Consider the following 17,979-nt stretch of genomic DNA (forward strand, 5'->3'; position numbering starts at 1 on the left):
CTGGGGCCACCATACTTCCGCAGGGCGCCCCTTTCGCGGGTTCATCCCCACGTGCGTGGGGAACACTTCAGACGGAGCCTTCCCCTCCCGGAGATACGCTTCGAACCCTTCGGCGAATTGCTCGCTCGCTTTCCCCGGCCTGGCCCCAATCGGGGAGCTTGAGCCACTCGGAAAGGGACGCCAAATCCCCTTTGGCCCTGTCATTCCCCTGCGCCGAGGAGGCAAGATCGTCCAGAAAGACGTGAGCCGTCTCATGCGCGAACGTCGACCGGTCGGCCTTCTCGAAGAGCTTGATGATCGTTTGTCCTTCCGCAAGATCCGCTTGCCCACGGGTTCCCCCCTAGTAGAAACCTGGATTCTCGCTTCGGATATTGACAAGATCTCTTTGCGTTGGTACTCTCGAGCCAAATCTCCTGATCAGGTGGCCCACGGCTCGCGATTCGCCGACTGCGCTACCCCAACGGGAGATTTTTTCTGTGTCCAGGTAGCGGAGCTGCGGGACAGTGGCTCCGCTGCTGTCTACGTAGTTCCTCAACGACGCGGTTCATCCCCACGTGCGTGGGGAACACCACAGAGTCAGGGGAGAACGTCACACCCCCGACTGGTTCATCCCCACGTGCGTGGGGAACACACCACCAGACGGGCCTTTCGGCCCGTTTCGACCGGTTCATCCCCACGTGAGTGGGGAACACGTCACGGTGATGCTCTTGGCGTCCTGGGCTCCCGGTTCATCCCCACGTGCGTGGGGAACACCTCCGCTGGAGACGGACGCCGTCGAGCTCAAACGGTTCATCCCCACGTGCGTGGGGAACACGGTCGGTCCCTGCCTCCCTCGCGTTGGCGGGTCGGTTCATCCCCACGTGCGTGGGGAACACAGCACAATGCCAGCGAACCATTGGACCAGGTCCGGTTCATCCCCACGTGCGTGGGGAACACCTGCGAGAGGCCCGGCCGGAGATTGTCGAGGCCGGTTCATCCCCACGTGCGTGGGGAACACGCAAAGGGCGGTGTTGTTTCCCGGCCTACGCTCGGTTCATCCCCACGTGCGTGGGGAACACGCATGACCTTCGGCGAAATCAAGAACTACCTACGGTTCATCCCCACGTGCGTGGGGAACACACCGTGGTGCGGGAGTACCGGGGGGACGATAGCGGTTCATCCCCACGTGCGTGGGGAACACCTCGTCGTGGATCTGGGGCGTGACGGCCACCTCGGTTCATCCCCACGTGCGTGGGGAACACGTCTCCTGCCTTCACGCCCCAGTCCTGCATGGCGGTTCATCCCCACGTGCGTGGGGAACACAATGGCTAGAAGCTAATAAAAAAGCAAGCCGAGGTTCATCCCCACGTGCGTGGGGAACACCAGGTCCGCTCCGACGCGGATAGCGCCCTTTCGGGTTCATCCCCACGTGCGTGGGGAACACGGGTTCCGCTCGTATCCGGCGCTGTCTGCATTTGGTTCATCCCCACGTGCGTGGGGAACACGCCGGTGTCAGGTACAACCCAGGCGCGACCAACGGTTCATCCCCACGTGCGTGGGGAACACGGGTGGGAGCGGGTAATCCCGGCCCCAGAGCTCGGTTCATCCCCACGTGCGTGGGGAACACGCCGTCCGGCGCAACGTCGCCCGGGCCCAGGTCGGTTCATCCCCACGTGCGTGGGGAACACCGCACCGTGACGATTTTCGAGGACGCGGACGACAGGTTCATCCCCACGTGCGTGGGGAACACCCTGAATCGGCGTTGAGGGTGAGCCAGGTGTACGGTTCATCCCCACGTGCGTGGGGAACACGTACGTCCAACGTCGACGAGTTAGTGTCTATCCGGTTCATCCCCACGTGCGTGGGGAACACAATCCGGTGGGCACGGCCGGCGGCGTCACGTCCGGTTCATCCCCACGTGCGTGGGGAACACCCGTACGGGGCCGGTCGTCGCGGCGGGGAGCGTGGTTCATCCCCACGTGCGTGGGGAACACGCCGATGAGCAGGAGCATGGCCTGTTTGATCGCGGTTCATCCCCACGTGCGTGGGGAACACTCTGACACCTCGTTCTTCCGCCACTTGGCATTCGGTTCATCCCCACGTGCGTGGGGAACACGCTTTAGAAAGAAGTTGCAAGCTGGCAGAGGACGGTTCATCCCCACGTGCGTGGGGAACACCGTCAACGTCATCAGAGTCGGGGGCGTGACGTTCGGTTCATCCCCACGTGCGTGGGGAACACCTGTTTGGCTAGTAGCCCGCGGGGCAAAGATACGGTTCATCCCCACGTGCGTGGGGAACACCATCCACCCGCTGCGGATGGCGACTTCGTATGCGGTTCATCCCCACGTGCGTGGGGAACACGGGCTAATCGTCGCCCTCAATTTCGTCCTGGTCGGTTCATCCCCACGTGCGTGGGGAACACCTCCCCGCAGGGAGTTTCGGGGCGTAAAAGCCCGGTTCATCCCCACGTGCGTGGGGAACACTAGAGTACAAAAATGGATAAAACCAAAACAGGCGGTTCATCCCCACGTGCGTGGGGAACACTGACAACGAGATCCGTAATCGTAGAGACGAGACGGTTCATCCCCACGTGCGTGGGGAACACTGAGGAACCTCTTAAAGACCGGATGGCTGGATCGGTTCATCCCCACGTGCGTGGGGAACACACAGGCAGGTGATGGGCGCGATAGGGTTCGGGCGGTTCATCCCCACGTGCGTGGGGAACACGATCATGCCGCAGACTTCCTCGTCTTCGGCAACGGTTCATCCCCACGTGCGTGGGGAACACGGTTTGTGCAAACCCAAAACCCCTAATCACACCGGTTCATCCCCACGTGCGTGGGGAACACCCGAGGGCGCGTACGGCGATCGCAGAGATCGCCGGTTCATCCCCACGTGCGTGGGGAACACGCCCTGAAACGGGGACAATTGAAGTTCGAACTCGGTTCATCCCCACGTGCGTGGGGAACACCGCCAATAATGCACGTCCGCGAGTGACCTTATCGGTTCATCCCCACGTGCGTGGGGAACACGGTTTGTGCAAACCCAAAACCCCTAATCACACCGGTTCATCCCCACGTGCGTGGGGAACACTTTCAAGGCGCCCCTTTCGTCATTTATTATTTCGGTTCATCCCCACGTGCGTGGGGAACACTGCTTGGAAATCCACTATCTAGATGGAGATAACGGTTCATCCCCACGTGCGTGGGGAACACGAAAAACCAACCACCATCGTCATCATCATCGTCGGTTCATCCCCACGTGCGTGGGGAACACAGGATTTAGGCGGAGAGGGGCCACGACGGCCCCGGTTCATCCCCACGTGCGTGGGGAACACGCCCATGGGTGCGTGTCCGGGGACGGTCTCCCCGGTTCATCCCCACGTGCGTGGGGAACACTACAGATGTGGCAAGATAGAGTTATGCGCGGACGGTTCATCCCCACGTGCGTGGGGAACACCCGCCTCCCTCCTCTCTGTGGGCCTCGCGGCCCGGTTCATCCCCACGTGCGTGGGGAACACAAATCCTCCAAATCGACGATGAGATCCATAATCGGTTCATCCCCACGTGCGTGGGGAACACTGTTGCAACCGTTCGGGTCGAAGGCAGTCCATCGGTTCATCCCCACGTGCGTGGGGAACACTGTTGCAACCGTTCGGGTCGAAGGCAGTCCATCGGTTCATCCCCACGTGCGTGGGGAACACCTTCCATGCCGTATTCCTCCTGTCAAATGGCATTGGTTCATCCCCACGTGCGTGGGGAACACACGATCGCGTACCAAGAAGCCCTCGCCCACCTCGGTTCATCCCCACGTGCGTGGGGAACACTCTGTGCCAGCTGGATTGCGGCCACGACGTGACGGTTCATCCCCACGTGCGTGGGGAACACCGCTACCGTCGCTTGCTCCGCGCTGCCAGGCGCGGTTCATCCCCACGTGCGTGGGGAACACCGTCGGCGTCCGCTCCGACGAATCTCTTAACCGGGTTCATCCCCACGTGCGTGGGGAACACGTTCTGCGATCGAGGAAGCCGGAGGCCAAGGCCGGTTCATCCCCACGTGCGTGGGGAACACTCTACTACCTCACTCCCGGCGGAGAGATTGCCCGGTTCATCCCCACGTGCGTGGGGAACACGCACAACCAACCAACCCGCACTATACTAATGCCGGTTCATCCCCACGTGCGTGGGGAACACCACGACCGATCCGTTCATGAAGGAAGAAAGAACGGTTCATCCCCACGTGCGTGGGGAACACTCCGGGGACTATCTCCGCACGGCGAGCCTTGACGGTTCATCCCCACGTGCGTGGGGAACACGGCAATCTCGCCGTCGACGACCAGGGCGATTTCGGTTCATCCCCACGTGCGTGGGGAACACGCCCTGGGCGTCGGGAGGCAGCGACTGGAAGACGGTTCATCCCCACGTGCGTGGGGAACACCACGCGATATGAGGAGATGTCGAAAAAGGGCGCGGTTCATCCCCACGTGCGTGGGGAACACGCCCCCCAGTTGGTGGACGACACCACGGAGGTCGGTTCATCCCCACGTGCGTGGGGAACACTGGGAAAGGGAGGACGCGGCAGCCCCGGAGTACGGTTCATCCCCACGTGCGTGGGGAACACTCTCTCTGGATGCCCTTTGGGGCGTCCAGGTGCGGTTCATCCCCACGTGCGTGGGGAACACGTCACTGTCAACCTGATAATGTTGGACATTTTTGGTTCATCCCCACGTGCGTGGGGAACACACGAGTTCATCTCCGCCCTGCGCCATATACACCGGTTCATCCCCACGTGCGTGGGGAACACGGTAGCCAGGGCGCTTGAGGATATCTGTTTATCGGTTCATCCCCACGTGCGTGGGGAACACGGTGGGGGGCGAAGGCTCAGGTACTGGCGGAACGGTTCATCCCCACGTGCGTGGGGAACACCATCTCCGCCTATCCCACGAGTCGCAAGAAGCCGGTTCATCCCCACGTGCGTGGGGAACACAGGCCGCCACTGACGAGACCAAGAAGGGGGAACGGTTCATCCCCACGTGCGTGGGGAACACGGCTCTGGCTGGGCAGATCACGACGCTTGTTTCGGTTCATCCCCACGTGCGTGGGGAACACACCCGATGATCAACAAAAAGGCCATTAAATTACGGTTCATCCCCACGTGCGTGGGGAACACCCCGCCGAGCGCATCCACCTCTATCGTTGTCGCGGTTCATCCCCACGTGCGTGGGGAACACCGTCGTTCAAGGGCTATTTCGACGACCTGGCACGGTTCATCCCCACGTGCGTGGGGAACACGCGATACGGGCGTCCACGTCGGAGAGAGATGCCGGTTCATCCCCACGTGCGTGGGGAACACCGCATCCGTTATCCGTTTGCCGATTTCGGATACGGTTCATCCCCACGTGCGTGGGGAACACGCGCTGGCCGCCCACAGAAACAACGCGACGGACGGTTCATCCCCACGTGCGTGGGGAACACCCAAGGAGGAAACGGGAAGCGGGATCAGGTCGCGGTTCATCCCCACGTGCGTGGGGAACACTCCGCTCGTCGCACACGGGAATCGGCGCGTAGCGGTTCATCCCCACGTGCGTGGGGAACACTCGCCTTTTGTGTGCGTCAGACGGGCGATGAACGGTTCATCCCCACGTGCGTGGGGAACACGAGTGGCGCGAGTACTGGGCCACTCATGAGCGCGGTTCATCCCCACGTGCGTGGGGAACACTCGAACGTTTTCCTGTCCCTGAACTCCTCCCGCGGTTCATCCCCACGTGCGTGGGGAACACTACAGTCTTCCTTACACGAGCAAACGCTGTTTCGGTTCATCCCCACGTGCGTGGGGAACACGTCCGTGTCGCCGACTGCCGGATGATCGAAGCCGGTTCATCCCCACGTGCGTGGGGAACACGTGATGTCGGCCCCGAAGAAATACGTGATTTTCGGTTCATCCCCACGTGCGTGGGGAACACCTATCTCCAGCGAGACGGCAGCAACGTGGTGGAGGTTCATCCCCACGTGCGTGGGGAACACGGACGACCAAGAAGATCATCACGGCAGAGTCTCGGTTCATCCCCACGTGCGTGGGGAACACTATTCCGGCCTCGATCTTCGTCTCATAGTCAACGGTTCATCCCCACGTGCGTGGGGAACACGTCCGAACAGATCGCCAAACGCAAGCAATGATCGGTTCATCCCCACGTGCGTGGGGAACACGGACAATATCGCATGGGGCGAGCGGGTCCAGGCGGTTCATCCCCACGTGCGTGGGGAACACGCCCTCCGCCTGGCCGAGATGGCCGGGCAGAACGGTTCATCCCCACGTGCGTGGGGAACACTTTTTGCGAGCGTCCGCCTGGTTCAGAATGTCCGGTTCATCCCCACGTGCGTGGGGAACACGGAACGACCGGAAGCAACAAAACATATTGCGCCGGTTCATCCCCACGTGCGTGGGGAACACCCGTCGGCGTGTACGCGCTTGGGTTCTGCCAGCGGTTCATCCCCACGTGCGTGGGGAACACCCGCCATCGGCGAAAAGGCCGGAATCGAAGGGCGGTTCATCCCCACGTGCGTGGGGAACACGGCTATTCCTCCCAGCCATGGAATGCCGACACCGGTTCATCCCCACGTGCGTGGGGAACACCTCGACCGCCGAAGCACGATTACGTAGCCATACGGTTCATCCCCACGTGCGTGGGGAACACAGGCGGCTAAGGCTCTGCGGGACGAGGGACGGCGGTTCATCCCCACGTGCGTGGGGAACACGCTAAAAAAGGTGTCGTCAAGCGCTAAAATGACGGTTCATCCCCACGTGCGTGGGGAACACCCTCTTTCCCTGAGTAAAGGGGTATCGTCAACGCGGGTCGTCTGTTTCGGCGGTCGAGGGTTCTTTCGGGGTGTAGCGGCTCAGCAGGAGGCCGCAGCAATCGACAGGTTCCCGACGATTCGTCCCTAAAGAAAGGAACTCGAAACCGCTTTCCGTCGGAGCGCTCCAGACCATGACAACATTGCCTCCCCCCAGCCCGGAAGAGACGTTCTCCCATATGAATTCCCTGATGCGCCTTGAGAAATCGCCCACGTAGACTCCCGTTCGGATCTCCAGAAGCCAGACGGCCAAGCGGCCCCGAAGGCGATCGGGAATGTTCTCAGCAACGATGACCAATGTCGCCAATTCCCTCGTCCTCCATGAAGGCGGGTTCCAGTGCGTCTTCGGGGGCCTCAGGCACGGGGAGCCCCCCGCGGCCAGAATCTCTTCGATGGCCGGTATGACCTTCTTGAGAAGTTTCGTCTGCCGGAAGGCGTCTCGGCAGGCCCTTCGCACGTCACCTTCCGGGTCTTGGGGGCGCTTGGCGGCGATCTGAAAGGCGACGGGAACGACGGACTCGAATTTGAAGATGTCGGCGATGTCGAAGACGAACGATCTCGGTTTGCCGGTGTGGACGAAGCCGATGGCGGGCGAATAGCCCGCCGCCAGGACGGCAGCCTCGCAAACGCCGTAGAGACAGGCTGTGGCCGAGCTGAGACAGCGGTTCGTCTCGTCCGCCGCCGAGGCGTTACGGGGGTCGTAGCGCCGACCGTCCCAACGAACGCCGTAACGCTTGGCCAGCTGCTGGTAGAGGGTTTTGACCCGGGCTCCCTCGATTCCGCGCAGCTGCTCGATGGAATGGTTGGGATTGCAGGGTCGTCCGAAGCGGAGTTCATACATCTTCCGGGCCACTTTCAGGCGGGCGTCGTTCTCCAGGGCCAGAGAGGCCTGATAAAGCAGGCGATCGGACCGGGCTCCTCCGGGCTGGCCCGCGCCGTAGAGGCGGACGCCGGCCTCTCCGACCCACAGCAGCAGGGTCCCGACACGTGCGGCCAAGGCGACGGCGGCATGGGAGATTCGCGATCCGGGTTCGAGCATGATGCAGCAGATCCCTCCGACGGGGATATGGGTACGGATGCCCTTCTCGTCGACGACGACAAAGGTGCCGTCCAGAACGTCGATCAGCCCGCGCTCGACGAAGGCCAGGCTGGCCCGGTCCTTGATGGGGATCGGGGAGAGTTTGGGCAGAGGCTGCCGCTGTATCATGGTCTTCCCAGAAGAAGGAGGCCGCAGCCGAAGGCTTTGGCCGGACCGATCCCCTGCTTCATGAGAAGGAGCAGAGCCTCCGGATCTCGGGGAAAGAGCAGACCTTCGTAGTCGACACTGACGATTTTACCCGGGATTCCCTCTTTCCTGAAGTGCATTTCTTCCCGGTGGCGTATCGTCACCTTTTCCAAAGTGCAGATGCCCCCCATTTTGCGGGTCAGCCAGTCGAAGAGGCTTTCCTCCCCGACGAGAGGGACGCGGCACCGGGCCTGAGAGAGCCGTTTGATCGGGTTGGCCCTCAAAGAGAAGGCGTAGGGAGAAGAGGTGAGGCGGATGTCGAAAGGGCTCGCCCGAAGGAGAGCGTTTCCTTCCGTCTCAAGGGGTTCGCTGTCGGAAAGCATGATGACGGAGAGGGCCTTGCCGTCGCTTTCTGAGCGGAAAAGGAAGGGGCGGCGTTTTACCTCCTCTCCGGGAAAGGCCTTCCAGAGAAGGCGGTGAAGGGCGTAGGGATTTTTGCCCAGAGATGACGGGAACTGCCATTTACTGATGAACATGGCCCGCATCCTCCTCGGCGGCGTAGACGAAAAGGCGTCGGGTCTCGAAATGGCGGCTGCCGGCGACGGGCAGGTCGCGGATGCGCATGACGACCGCATCCCGTGCGGGCTTCTCCTCGCTGTAAACGGTTCCCGAGCCGGGAACGACGGCGCGTAGGGCCTCGTCGAAGGAGGAGGCGAGGAGGTCGGCCTCGAAGAGGGGGCGCCCCAGGGGGCAGCTTCTTCTGCCCAGGTAGGGCGTCAGTTCGGGTCGGCGGAGAGCCTCTCCGAGGCGATCCAGATCATAGGCGGCCTTTTCGCTCTGCGAGAGGGCGAGGGTGAAGGAAGCGTCTTCAAGGTATTCCCGGCGGGTAATTTCCGTTTCCTTGGGATCGCTCTTTACGGTACGAACGTTCTGGACGGTATGGAAATCCACCATCCGCGTCGCCGGGTAGGGAGATTGGTCGCGTCGGACGGCATAGGAGTAGGAGCGGTCCAGGTCTGCGAGGGCCTCCTTTTCGTGGCGTCTCAGGCCGAGGCAGGCACCGAGGAGCCCCGTGACCCCCGATCGGGTGGGGAAGAGTTCCGTCGGCCTGTAGGTCTCGAAGGTATGACCACCCCAGGCCTGGAAGAGCCCCTGGAGCTTGAGGATCAGGTAGCGTGCCACGATCTTACCTGCCGATCCAGTCCAGGAGCTTGGAGAAAGGGGTCATTCGCTCTTCGAGGGCGCTATCGTGGAGGGAGAAAAGAGCACTCTCCTCGTCGAGGCCGTATCCGAGATGAATTTTCTCCCAATACTCGGCCAGTGCGCTTATGGAAGGCTGCATCAGTCCCCCTGTCTTCGTGGCGCGCACGGGTTTCTCGAAGGCGTTATGGAGGGCGATGGGCATAGGGGAGCGGACGGCGAAGACCAGATCGGCCAGGCTGTAGGAGGCGAAGCTCCGTTGCTTGCCCGTGGGCACGACGGTGGCGAAAAGTTCGGCGAAGCCTTTGGCCGTCTCCCGTGCCCTGGCGCTGTCGCCGCCGAGATTTTCCGTCAGAAGTCGCATGTCGATCGAGGCATAGCGGTAGAAGACGCCGGATCCGAACTCCTGGGTATTGAGGTGGCCCGCACCGGCCTCTTCGGCGGCCTCTTCTTTGAGGTCGTCCATGGCGGTGAACCAGTCGATCTCGGCCTCCATGGCGTGGGTCGTGATGGAGTGAGCCATCGAGAGGGCCCCCTCCACGTTTTGAAGAACGCCTGACGCGCACATCCGTCCGGACAGGGCGATATCGATGCAGGAGATGCCCGCGGCGAGATACTCCTTGGAACCTTTTTCAAGAGCCTTTGCCAATCCTTCTAGGCTATTGTTTTTGGGTCCCTTTTTGGTTTTGCCTTTTTTCTTCTTGTCGCTTGCTTCTGCTGCGTCTATTGCTTCTTTCTCGGTTTTTTCGATCAAAGCCATAAAATCCTCATGGCTTATTGCTTCTTCTCTTAGGTATTCCGTGGATATTTTAGCCAATTTTTCCATCTCATCGTCTATCCACGGAGTCACGACCTTGTTGTCCATTTTTGATTCCCTTATTATGTATTCCAGAAGGGTATCTGAATAAGTCTTGAATCTTTCCTGATTTCTGAAATGATCAAAGAGATCCGCGTCTTGCCTGGTTCGAGTGGAAGGAGCCCCAAAGAGCTCTTTGTACCTTTCGCTCATGCGGATGGCTCTTTTCTGGCATTGGCTTGAGACTCGGATCCTTCTCACGCCTCCGAAGTAGGCCGATTTCTGCATATTCATGTCGTCTCGATTCAAACACGAAGAGCTGTGGGAAATGAGGACGTGCAGGTTCAGGAAGTGCCTGTCCATTGAGATGCCCTCCTTAGTCGGTGCCTTTTTTTAATTTCAATGACATGAAATAATCCTTGGCCACGTCTTTCTTTTTTTGTTCGCCCCAATAGAAAAGTGTTTCTCCGAAAAATTGCCAGTTTAGGGTTGGCTTTGTGAATTGAAGCAAACGGCGCAAATGGAGAAGATCTTGGGGAAATTCGGAGCGCAGCAGCTGGAAGAGCCGTTGCTCCGAAACCTTCTTTTCTCCCTGGGCCAGGCGCTGGCCCAGGGAGAAAGCCTCGGGATGATGTCCCGCCCAGGGGAGCATGAAGATGACGCGCTGCCATTGGGGCGTCGGGGCTGTCCCCTCGGGCAGAAGTCGGTAGAAGGCCCCATGGAGGACCAGATCCTGTGGAAGGGACGCTCTTCGAATATCGGCCTTGGGGCCGTTTTTCATCGCCTCGTAGGTGGTTTTCAGTTGAACGAAATCAAATCCTGATTCCATGACGAAGCTCGTCTCCTCTCGGTTGATGACTACTCCTCTTCCTCCAAGGGCTTGCGCAAATCGTTCAGGGCCTTCCCGAGCGTCTTCTGGGTAATGGCGTAAGCCGAGATTCCCTTGGGCTGGTCCAGATAGGGTGCGGCCATTTCCTCGAAGAGGTCGCGGCAGATCCGTTCCAGCTTCTTGGCGAGAGCGAGGCGAAAGGCCTTCTCCTCATCCCATTCGGTTTGCTGCAGGGACCGGTGCATGAGGGCTTCCGTTCCCTGGAAGAAGAGATCTCTTGCTTTGGCTTTAAAGCTTTTTCCGTTTTTCGAGCAGTTCTCCCCGAACCCGTAGAGTTTCTTCTCCAGCGCTTCCCCGTAGGCCAGAGCGAGTCGAACCCGGCCGTGGATGTCGTCGATATGCTCGGGCCAGCCGGCGCCGACGGTGATCATGTCATGATGGCGACGGGTGATGAGGGCCTGTTTGTTGGAATAGCCGCCGACGCTGAGAGCGAGGGGGCTGTGAGGGGCGATCGCGCGGTAGTGCTGCAGGGCCAGGGCAGGCTCCTTTTCGCCGCTGTCGATCATGATGTCGGAGAACCTGGCCCAGGGAGGGATGTCGTCGCTGTAGGTCACGGGGAACCATTTCTCCTTCGCCAGAACCCTCGGGCTGTGAGGGTGGGGCCAAAGGGGTTCCTCTAGGTCGTAGCCAAATTTTCTTTTTCCAAAGGAGCGAACCCTCGTCTCCGTTTCGGCTCCGCAGCCGCTGCAGGTGTCGCGCTCCCTTTCCCAGGAAAGCAGGAGGCTCGCCGGCTGCCAGAAAAGGCCTCGGACGAGTCCGATCCGAGCGGCGCTCAGCCTCGTCCCGGCGGTTATTTTGTCGACCCAGTTGGGCGCGTCGCGCTTCTGGCCGTCGGGGGAGACAAGTTTTTTTTTGATAAAATCGCTGGGCAGAATGTTTTGCCAGATCATGCGGCGGAGATCGGCGTCGAAGACAAGCGTCGTGATGGGGTTGGCCTTTCTGAGAGGGTCCTTAAACCCTCCTCCGAAAGAGGGTGCTCCCGTTGCCTGGTTGAAAAGCGCGATGGCGGCACAGGAGGGGCAGAGGCACTGAATGTCATCTTTGCTGTTGAAGAGGCAGGCCGTTTCGTCCCCCTCGGGCAGGCCCGGAAGGAGTTTCTGGATGCCCGTGACGTTTTGGTCCTTCGCGCCACGGTCCTGCATGAAGGGCGTCGTTTCATGATCCAGGTCGAACCATGATTTCTTTGCCTCGGCGGCACGGCGGTAACGGTCCCGGTAGAGGGGGCGTTCCAAGTGCAGCAGGAGCTCCCTGTCGTCTTCCGGTGTGAGGATGGCCTGAACCAGGCACACGAGGAGCTGCAAGGCGGCCATCTCCATGTCGTCTCTTCTGTGGGAGAGGGCATGGGAGACGTCGCTGCACAGCAGGTCCTCGAGCGTGATCTGCCGTCGCTCATCTCCGGCGGTTACGGGAATCCAAGGGTCTTCGAGGAGGTTCATTCTTGGCGTCTCACCCTTTCCAGGCCCCTTTCGGGGGAATAGCGGAGGGCTAAGGGAACTGAGGCGGACCACCCCTCGCCTTCTGTGGTGACGGGAAGAAGATGGAATCCGTCGATGTTTTCCAGTTTCGCCAGATACTTCTTCCAACTTGCGGGGACCGCGATGGACTGGAGATGGACCACCTCGTGGGAGGAAGGATCGTGGCGGATCGCGTCGAGGGCCGTCCCCGCGTCATCGAGGAGGTCTTGGGACCGGCCGTCGTAGGGGAGAAGGGTCAGGCTCGTCTCTCCGTCGCGGGTAAGGCCTGCGGCGTTTTCGTCCGTATCGGAGAGATCGAGGGCAGAGCCGGACAGGATGTGGGCGGCGAAATTCCTGCCCTGCTGTCTGTTCTGCCAGTCCTCGTGGGTCGCCGAGACGCTTGGCGGCTCTCCGTCGCAGGGGGACTCGCCGTAGACGATCTCGATCCATTCCCGGTAGGCTCGGGGAAAGAGGATCGACGCAGTCCCTTCCAGGAGGCGGCGGGTGCGCCAGAGCAGGGCCGCATTGTCGTAGATGAGACAATGAAGGCCGAAGTCGTCTTCCGGAGAGGCCAGGACGAGAGCCCTCGGAAGGCCGTCCACGTGGAGGGCGCTGTGGCGATGGAGACGACCCAGCCGCTGAAAGAGGATGTCGACGGGGCAGAGCTGGGAGACCATGAAGTCGAAATCCAGATCGAGGCTCTGTTCCGCGACCTGGGTGGCGACCAGGATGCGCCCCTGTCCCGCCGTCCGGTCGGGGCCGTAGTTTTTCACGACCGCTTCCTCGATGCGGGAGCGGTCTTCGAAGGTGTACCGGGCGTGGAAGAGGTCGACGGGAAGGTCGGTTTTTTTCCGCAGTTTTTCCGCAACCGCCTGGGCGTGATCCACGAGGTTGCAGATGACGGCCACGGCCTGTCCTTGGGCGGCCTCGGCTATGATGCCGTCGTAGACGCTTTCGTCGGGGAGGGCTTCCGGGCTTCGGAGAATAGAGATGTGGACGGTTCGTTCCGGCGTCGGATCGTCGGGGACGAGGAAACGGCTTTCTTCGGCCGTGGCGAGAGAGAGGAGAGGGTAGGGAGCGGGATCGCCGGGAGAGACCTCTTTCCCGTTCCAGTTCCGCAGCAGTTCCTGCAATCTCCGGGCCTGGAGCGTGGCCGAGAGGAGAATGGCGCAGCCTCCGGCCTTGCGGTGTTGCTCAAGGACATCGTCCATGAGGCCGTTCATGTAGCTGTCGTAGGCGTGGACTTCATCGACGATAAGGACGCTGCGGGAGATGGCGAAGGACCGGACGAAACCGTGCCGGACGGGCAGGGCGCTCAGGAGGATCTGATCCAAGGTGCAGACGCCGATCTGGCCCAGGAGGGCTCGCTTCTTGCCGGCCGTCAGCCACTTGGAACACTGGGCCGCGCCGTCCTCGGCCGGGGCTGAAGACCCCCCCTCGACGAGGGATTGAAACCCCCTGTTGAATCGTGATTTCCCGTGAGCCAGGACGACGTTGGCCGATTCCGGGAAGAGAAGAGGGGCGACCTTCTGCAGGCGATCGAACATGGCGTTGGCCGTGGCCTGAGTGGGGAGAGCGAAAAGGACCGAGTCGGCCCGGTCTTCGGCCAGCCACTGCGAGGCGAGGGAGAGGGCCGCTTCCGTTTTTCCCGACCCTGTCGGGGCTTCCATGACGGCCAGAAGAGAAGCGGCGATGCCGGGGTCAGAAGAGGCGATTCTCTGGATTCCCCGGGGCGATCGGGAAGGGAAAAGGCCGCTCATTCCGTGAAGGCCCGATCGGCTGCGGACGAGTCCGCATTCGGTCAGGGCCCGGTCGGCGGCTTCAAGGCGGCTTGGCAGATAGTCCCGGGGAGAAAGGGTGGCCGGGCAGTGGGGAAACCATGTCTCGTTCGAGGCGATCCAGTCGCAGACCGAACAGAGGCCGTAGAGGCCGTCGGGGGGCTCTTCGTCGGGCCAATCCTCGCCTGTGTCGGGCAGGAAGAGTCCGCGCGCCAAGGTGATCAGGGCCTGCCGGGTCTTCCGGTCTCTTTCTTGCCAGAGGAGAGGAGCGTAAGGACGAGAAAGGTTTCGATGGGAGCCGATTTGCAGGGAGCCGTGATGGGCGGCGACGGCCCTCATCCAAAGATGAGGAATATCGGAATAGATCATTCCCCGGTCTCTGTCGAACCACTGGAGCCCTGCCGGACCGTGACGGTAGTCCCGGCTCTGAATTTTCTTGAGGTTGCTGAGCTCCTCGGTCGGGTAGATTTTTCGGAGAAGATCGGGGGCCTTGGCCTGAAAGCGGACGTCGGCCTTGCCGAGATCGTGGAGGAAGAGGAAGAAAAGGGCCCAGGAAACAAGCCGATCGGCCCCGAGGGCCCTCCGCAGGGAGGAGCTTTTTCCCAGCCATCTTTGCCCCACGGCGACGGTGTCCAGGCTGTGGTAAATCAACGGGTGCCATGAGCCTTCGCCGGTCTTCCCCCAGTAGAGCAACGCCATCTCCTCGGTGAGATCCATCGCCGACCTCCTCCGCAAATGAAATTGAAAGGCAGACATCACGGAGTGCCTGCCGTGGCCATATTCCTTTCCTCTCTGTGGCCCCCTGGTTTTCCCTGCCGCCCGCACGGAATGGCCGGGGTGAGGCACCTGTTGAACGATATCAATTAACTTGTATTAATATCATACAAGGACAGGAGCGCTTGTCAAGTCCGAATCCGCGGGCCGGGAGGGACGGCAGTCCCATCGGCCCGGCCCCGGGGCGGCCGGAAGGCGGAGGCGTCCGCCTCGAAACCGCACCGGCCCCGTGCCTCGGGCGGGTTTCGAGTGGGCCGGTCCGACGGAACCTGTCCCGTCTCGTCTGGCGGTCCGCGTCGGGCGACCGATCCCGACGGGGAGCGTGCGACGGGGGCTCCCGTCCGGTCTTTCCCTTCTTCGAGCTTGACGGCGAGGCGCTCTTCGCTGTAGGGTTTACTAAAAATGAATATTGTTCGTTTTTCGGGACCACCGGCTGGCGGGGTGGCGACTCTATTGGAGGTGCGGACCGTGAGCGAGATTCTCTGGGTTCAGAACGCAAGACGTCTTCAGCGTGGTCCCAAGGCGGGAGTCGAAGCCTTCGCTCCCGATGTCATCGATTCGGTCCGGGCCTTTCACGCCACCATTCCCGGCTACGAGCCGACGCCTCTCGTCGGCCTTCCCGCTCTGGCCGCCTCCTTGGGGCTCGCCTCTTTGCACGTCAAGGACGAATCCCGCCGTTTCGGCCTCAACGCCTTCAAGGTCCTGGGCGGCTCCTATGCCATCGCCCGCCTCCTCGCCCGCCGTCTCGGCCGGGATCTGTCGACGCTTCCCTACCCGGTGCTGACGAGCGAGTCCGTCCGGGCCGAACTGGGGCCCATGGTCTTCGCCACCACCACCGACGGCAATCACGGCCGCGGCGTGGCCTGGACGGCCCGCGTGCTGGGCCAGAGGGCCGTCGTCTACATGCCCAAGGGGACGGCTCCCTTCCGCCTCGAGAGGATCCGGGCCGAGGGGGCCCGGGCCGAGATTCTCGACAGGAACTACGACGACTGCGTGCGCTTCACGGCCGCCGAGGCCGAGCGGGAGGGGTGGGTCGTCGTTCAGGACACGGCCTGGGAGGGCTACCGCGACATCCCCCTCTGGATCATGGAGGGCTACGGGACCATGGTGGCCGAGGCCCTCGACCAGATCGAGGCCCGAGGCGACGCCCTGCCGACGCACGTCTTCATCCAGGCCGGCGTGGGCTCTCTGGCGGCGGCCGTTCAGGCCGTTCTCGTCGCCCGGCTGGGCGAGGCGGCGCCGCAGGTGATCGTCGTCGAGGCCGAAAGGGCGGCCTGTTTCTACAAGTCGGCCCTGGCCGGCAACGACGTTCCCCTGGCCGTGACGGGCGATCTCGACACGGTCATGGCCGGTCTGGCCTGCGGCGAGGCCAACGTCATCGCCTTCGACATCCTCCGCGACTACGCCGCCGCCTTCCTGTCCTGTCCCGATCCCGTATCGGCACGGGGCATGCGCCTTCTGGGCAATCCCCTGAGGGGGGACGCCCCCATCGTCTCGGGCGAGTCGGGCGCCGTGACGGCGGGCCTTCTGTCCTTTCTCATGGCCGATCCGAGGCAGAGGCCCCTCCGCGATTTTCTGGGGCTGGGGGCCCGGTCTTCGGTGCTCCTTTTCAGCACCGAAGGCGACACCGATCCCGACCGGTACCGTTCCATCGTCTGGGACGGCGAGTTCCCCACCGTCGGCCTGAGTCTGGAGGGGCGATGACCTCATGCTGATCGTCGGCAACGGTTCCGTCGTCACCCGCCACGGGGCCCTTCCCTTTCTGGACGACGGCGCCGTCGCCATCGACGGCGGTCTCATCGTCGACGTGGGGCCCACGGCCGAGATCCGGTCCCGCTACGAGGGCTCCTTCCTCGACGCGGCAGGCGGTCTCATTCACCCCGGTCTCATCAACGGTCACATGCATTTCTACAGCACCTTCGCCCGCGGTTTCGGCGGCAAAGGGGGGAGCGCCCGGACGTTCACGGAGCTCCTCGAACGGCTCTGGTGGCGTCTCGACAAGGCTCTGACCCTCGAAGGCTGTCACTACAGCGCCCTCTATGCCGTCGTCGAGGCCATCCGGTGCGGCTGCACGACGCTCATCGATCACCACGCCTCGCCCCATGCCGTGAGGGGCAGCCTTTTCGAGGTGGCCCGGGCCGTCGTCGACGGCGGCCTTTCGGCCTGCCTCTGCTACGAGGTCTCCGATCGGGACGGCCCGGCCGTCGCCGCCGAGGGGATCGCCGAAAACAAGGCCTTCATCGATCATGTGAGCCGGTCGGGAGATGCCCGCCTGGCGGCCACCTTCGGCCTCCACGCCTCGATGACCCTCGACGACGCCACTCTGGAGCGCTGCGCCGAGGCCGGGGAGGGCTCGGGCTTTCACGTCCACGTCGCCGAAGGGCCCGAAGACGAGCGCCTCTGCCGGGAGCGCCACGGCCTTTCCGTCGTCGAGCGCTTCGGCCGTTTCGGCATTCTGGGGCCCCGCTCTCTGGCCGTCCACTGCATCCATATCGACGACGACGAGAAGGATCTTCTGGCCGAGACGAAGACGGCCGTGGCCCACAACGCCGAGTCGAACATGGGCAACGCCGTCGGATTGGCCCCGGCCCTGGACCTCATGCGACGAGGCGTCCTCGTGGGGCTCGGCACCGACGGCTACGTGAGCGACATGTTCCGCGCCCTGGCCATGGCCGGTGCCCTCCAGAGGCACGGCCTGGCCGATCCCGACGCGGGCTGGACCGAGGTGCCCCGGATGCTTTTCGAGAACAACGCCTCCCTGGCCGACCGCTATTTCGCCCTTCCCCGGGGACGGCTCGCCCCGGGCTGCGTCGGCGACGTCATCGTCATCGACTACCGCCCGCCGACGGCCCTCTCGGCCTCCAACGTCGACGGCCATCTCCTCTTCGGCCCCGGCTCGGCCTGCGTCACTTCCGTTGTCGCCTCGGGCCGGATCGTCATGAAAGATCGCCGCCTGACGGGCCTCGACGAGGAGCGCATCGCCGCCCGCTGCCGCGAGCTGGCCCGGGCCGTCCACGACCGGTTCTGAAAG

At 62.4% G+C, this 17,979-nt stretch carries 9 protein-coding genes and 1 CRISPR repeat array; of the genes, 2 read left to right on the forward strand and 7 right to left on the reverse strand.

Annotated elements, in window-relative coordinates; all coding sequences use genetic code 11:
- Window positions 1-540: 540 nt before the first annotated feature.
- A CRISPR array of direct repeats spans window positions 541-6,794; the repeat unit is 29 nt; unit sequence CGGTTCATCCCCACGTGCGTGGGGAACAC.
- Between the two features lie 27 nt (window positions 6,795-6,821).
- From cas1e to cas3, 7 genes are read right to left on the reverse strand one after another with little or no spacing between them, the layout of a single operon-like run.
- A complete protein-coding gene (cas1e, locus tag KAR29_RS01230) occupies window positions 6,822-8,039 on the reverse strand; it encodes a type I-E CRISPR-associated endonuclease Cas1e (RefSeq protein ID WP_274373841.1) in 1,218 nt (405 codons plus the stop codon).
- Window positions 8,036-8,593: a type I-E CRISPR-associated protein Cas6/Cse3/CasE gene (gene cas6e, locus KAR29_RS01235; RefSeq protein WP_274373842.1), complete on the reverse strand. Its 558-nt coding sequence runs from the start codon at window positions 8,591-8,593 to the stop codon at window positions 8,036-8,038. The genes cas1e and cas6e overlap by 4 nt, the downstream gene beginning before the upstream one ends.
- A complete protein-coding gene (cas5e, locus tag KAR29_RS01240; RefSeq protein WP_274373843.1) occupies window positions 8,580-9,239 on the reverse strand; it encodes a type I-E CRISPR-associated protein Cas5/CasD in 660 nt (219 codons plus the stop codon). The genes cas6e and cas5e overlap by 14 nt, the downstream gene beginning before the upstream one ends.
- 4 nt (window positions 9,240-9,243) lie before the next feature.
- Entirely contained in the window at window positions 9,244-10,416 is a 1,173-nt protein-coding gene (gene cas7e / locus KAR29_RS01245) for a type I-E CRISPR-associated protein Cas7/Cse4/CasC (protein ID WP_274373844.1), read from the reverse strand.
- Window positions 10,417-10,429: 13 nt separating this feature from the next.
- Complete coding sequence (casB, locus tag KAR29_RS01250) at window positions 10,430-10,882, reverse strand: type I-E CRISPR-associated protein Cse2/CasB (RefSeq protein ID WP_274373845.1); 453 nt, start codon at window positions 10,880-10,882, stop codon at window positions 10,430-10,432.
- A 29-nt stretch (window positions 10,883-10,911) separates the two neighbouring features.
- Window positions 10,912-12,378, reverse strand: a complete 1,467-nt coding sequence (casA, locus tag KAR29_RS01255; RefSeq protein WP_274373846.1) for a type I-E CRISPR-associated protein Cse1/CasA — start codon at window positions 12,376-12,378, stop codon at window positions 10,912-10,914.
- Window positions 12,375-14,891, reverse strand: coding sequence for a CRISPR-associated helicase/endonuclease Cas3 (cas3, locus tag KAR29_RS01260; protein ID WP_274373847.1), 2,517 nt, complete (start codon window positions 14,889-14,891; stop codon window positions 12,375-12,377). The genes casA and cas3 overlap by 4 nt, the downstream gene beginning before the upstream one ends.
- Window positions 14,892-15,416: 525 nt before the next feature.
- Here cas3 and dpaL point away from each other — a divergent pair.
- Both dpaL and ssnA read left to right on the forward strand, forming a co-directional pair.
- Window positions 15,417-16,652, forward strand: coding sequence for a diaminopropionate ammonia-lyase (gene dpaL, locus KAR29_RS01265; RefSeq protein ID WP_274373848.1), 1,236 nt, complete (start codon window positions 15,417-15,419; stop codon window positions 16,650-16,652).
- 4 nt (window positions 16,653-16,656) lie between these two features.
- Window positions 16,657-17,976 carry a putative aminohydrolase SsnA gene (ssnA, locus tag KAR29_RS01270; RefSeq protein WP_274373849.1) on the forward strand — a complete coding sequence of 440 codons (1,320 nt, stop codon included), beginning with the start codon at window positions 16,657-16,659 and terminating at the stop codon, window positions 17,974-17,976.
- Window positions 17,977-17,979: the final 3 nt, after the last annotated feature.

This window comes from Aminithiophilus ramosus (assembly GCF_018069705.1).
Taxonomy (GTDB): Bacteria; Synergistota; Synergistia; order Synergistales; family Aminithiophilaceae; genus Aminithiophilus; species Aminithiophilus ramosus.

Excerpts from the sequence above, each read along its gene's own strand:
- cas1e (WP_274373841.1), bottom strand. The coding sequence starts at position 8,039 with ATGATACAGCGGCAGCCTCTGCCCAAACTCTCCCCGATCCCCATCAAG.
- cas7e (WP_274373844.1), bottom strand. The coding sequence starts at position 10,416 with ATGGACAGGCACTTCCTGAACCTGCACGTCCTCATTTCCCACAGCTCT.
- ssnA (WP_274373849.1), top strand. The coding sequence starts at position 16,657 with ATGCTGATCGTCGGCAACGGTTCCGTCGTCACCCGCCACGGGGCCCTT.
- cas6e (WP_274373842.1), bottom strand. The coding sequence starts at position 8,593 with ATGTTCATCAGTAAATGGCAGTTCCCGTCATCTCTGGGCAAAAATCCC.
- cas3 (WP_274373847.1), bottom strand. The coding sequence starts at position 14,891 with ATGGATCTCACCGAGGAGATGGCGTTGCTCTACTGGGGGAAGACCGGC.
- casA (WP_274373846.1), bottom strand. The coding sequence starts at position 12,378 with ATGAACCTCCTCGAAGACCCTTGGATTCCCGTAACCGCCGGAGATGAG.
- casB (WP_274373845.1), bottom strand. The coding sequence starts at position 10,882 with ATGGAATCAGGATTTGATTTCGTTCAACTGAAAACCACCTACGAGGCG.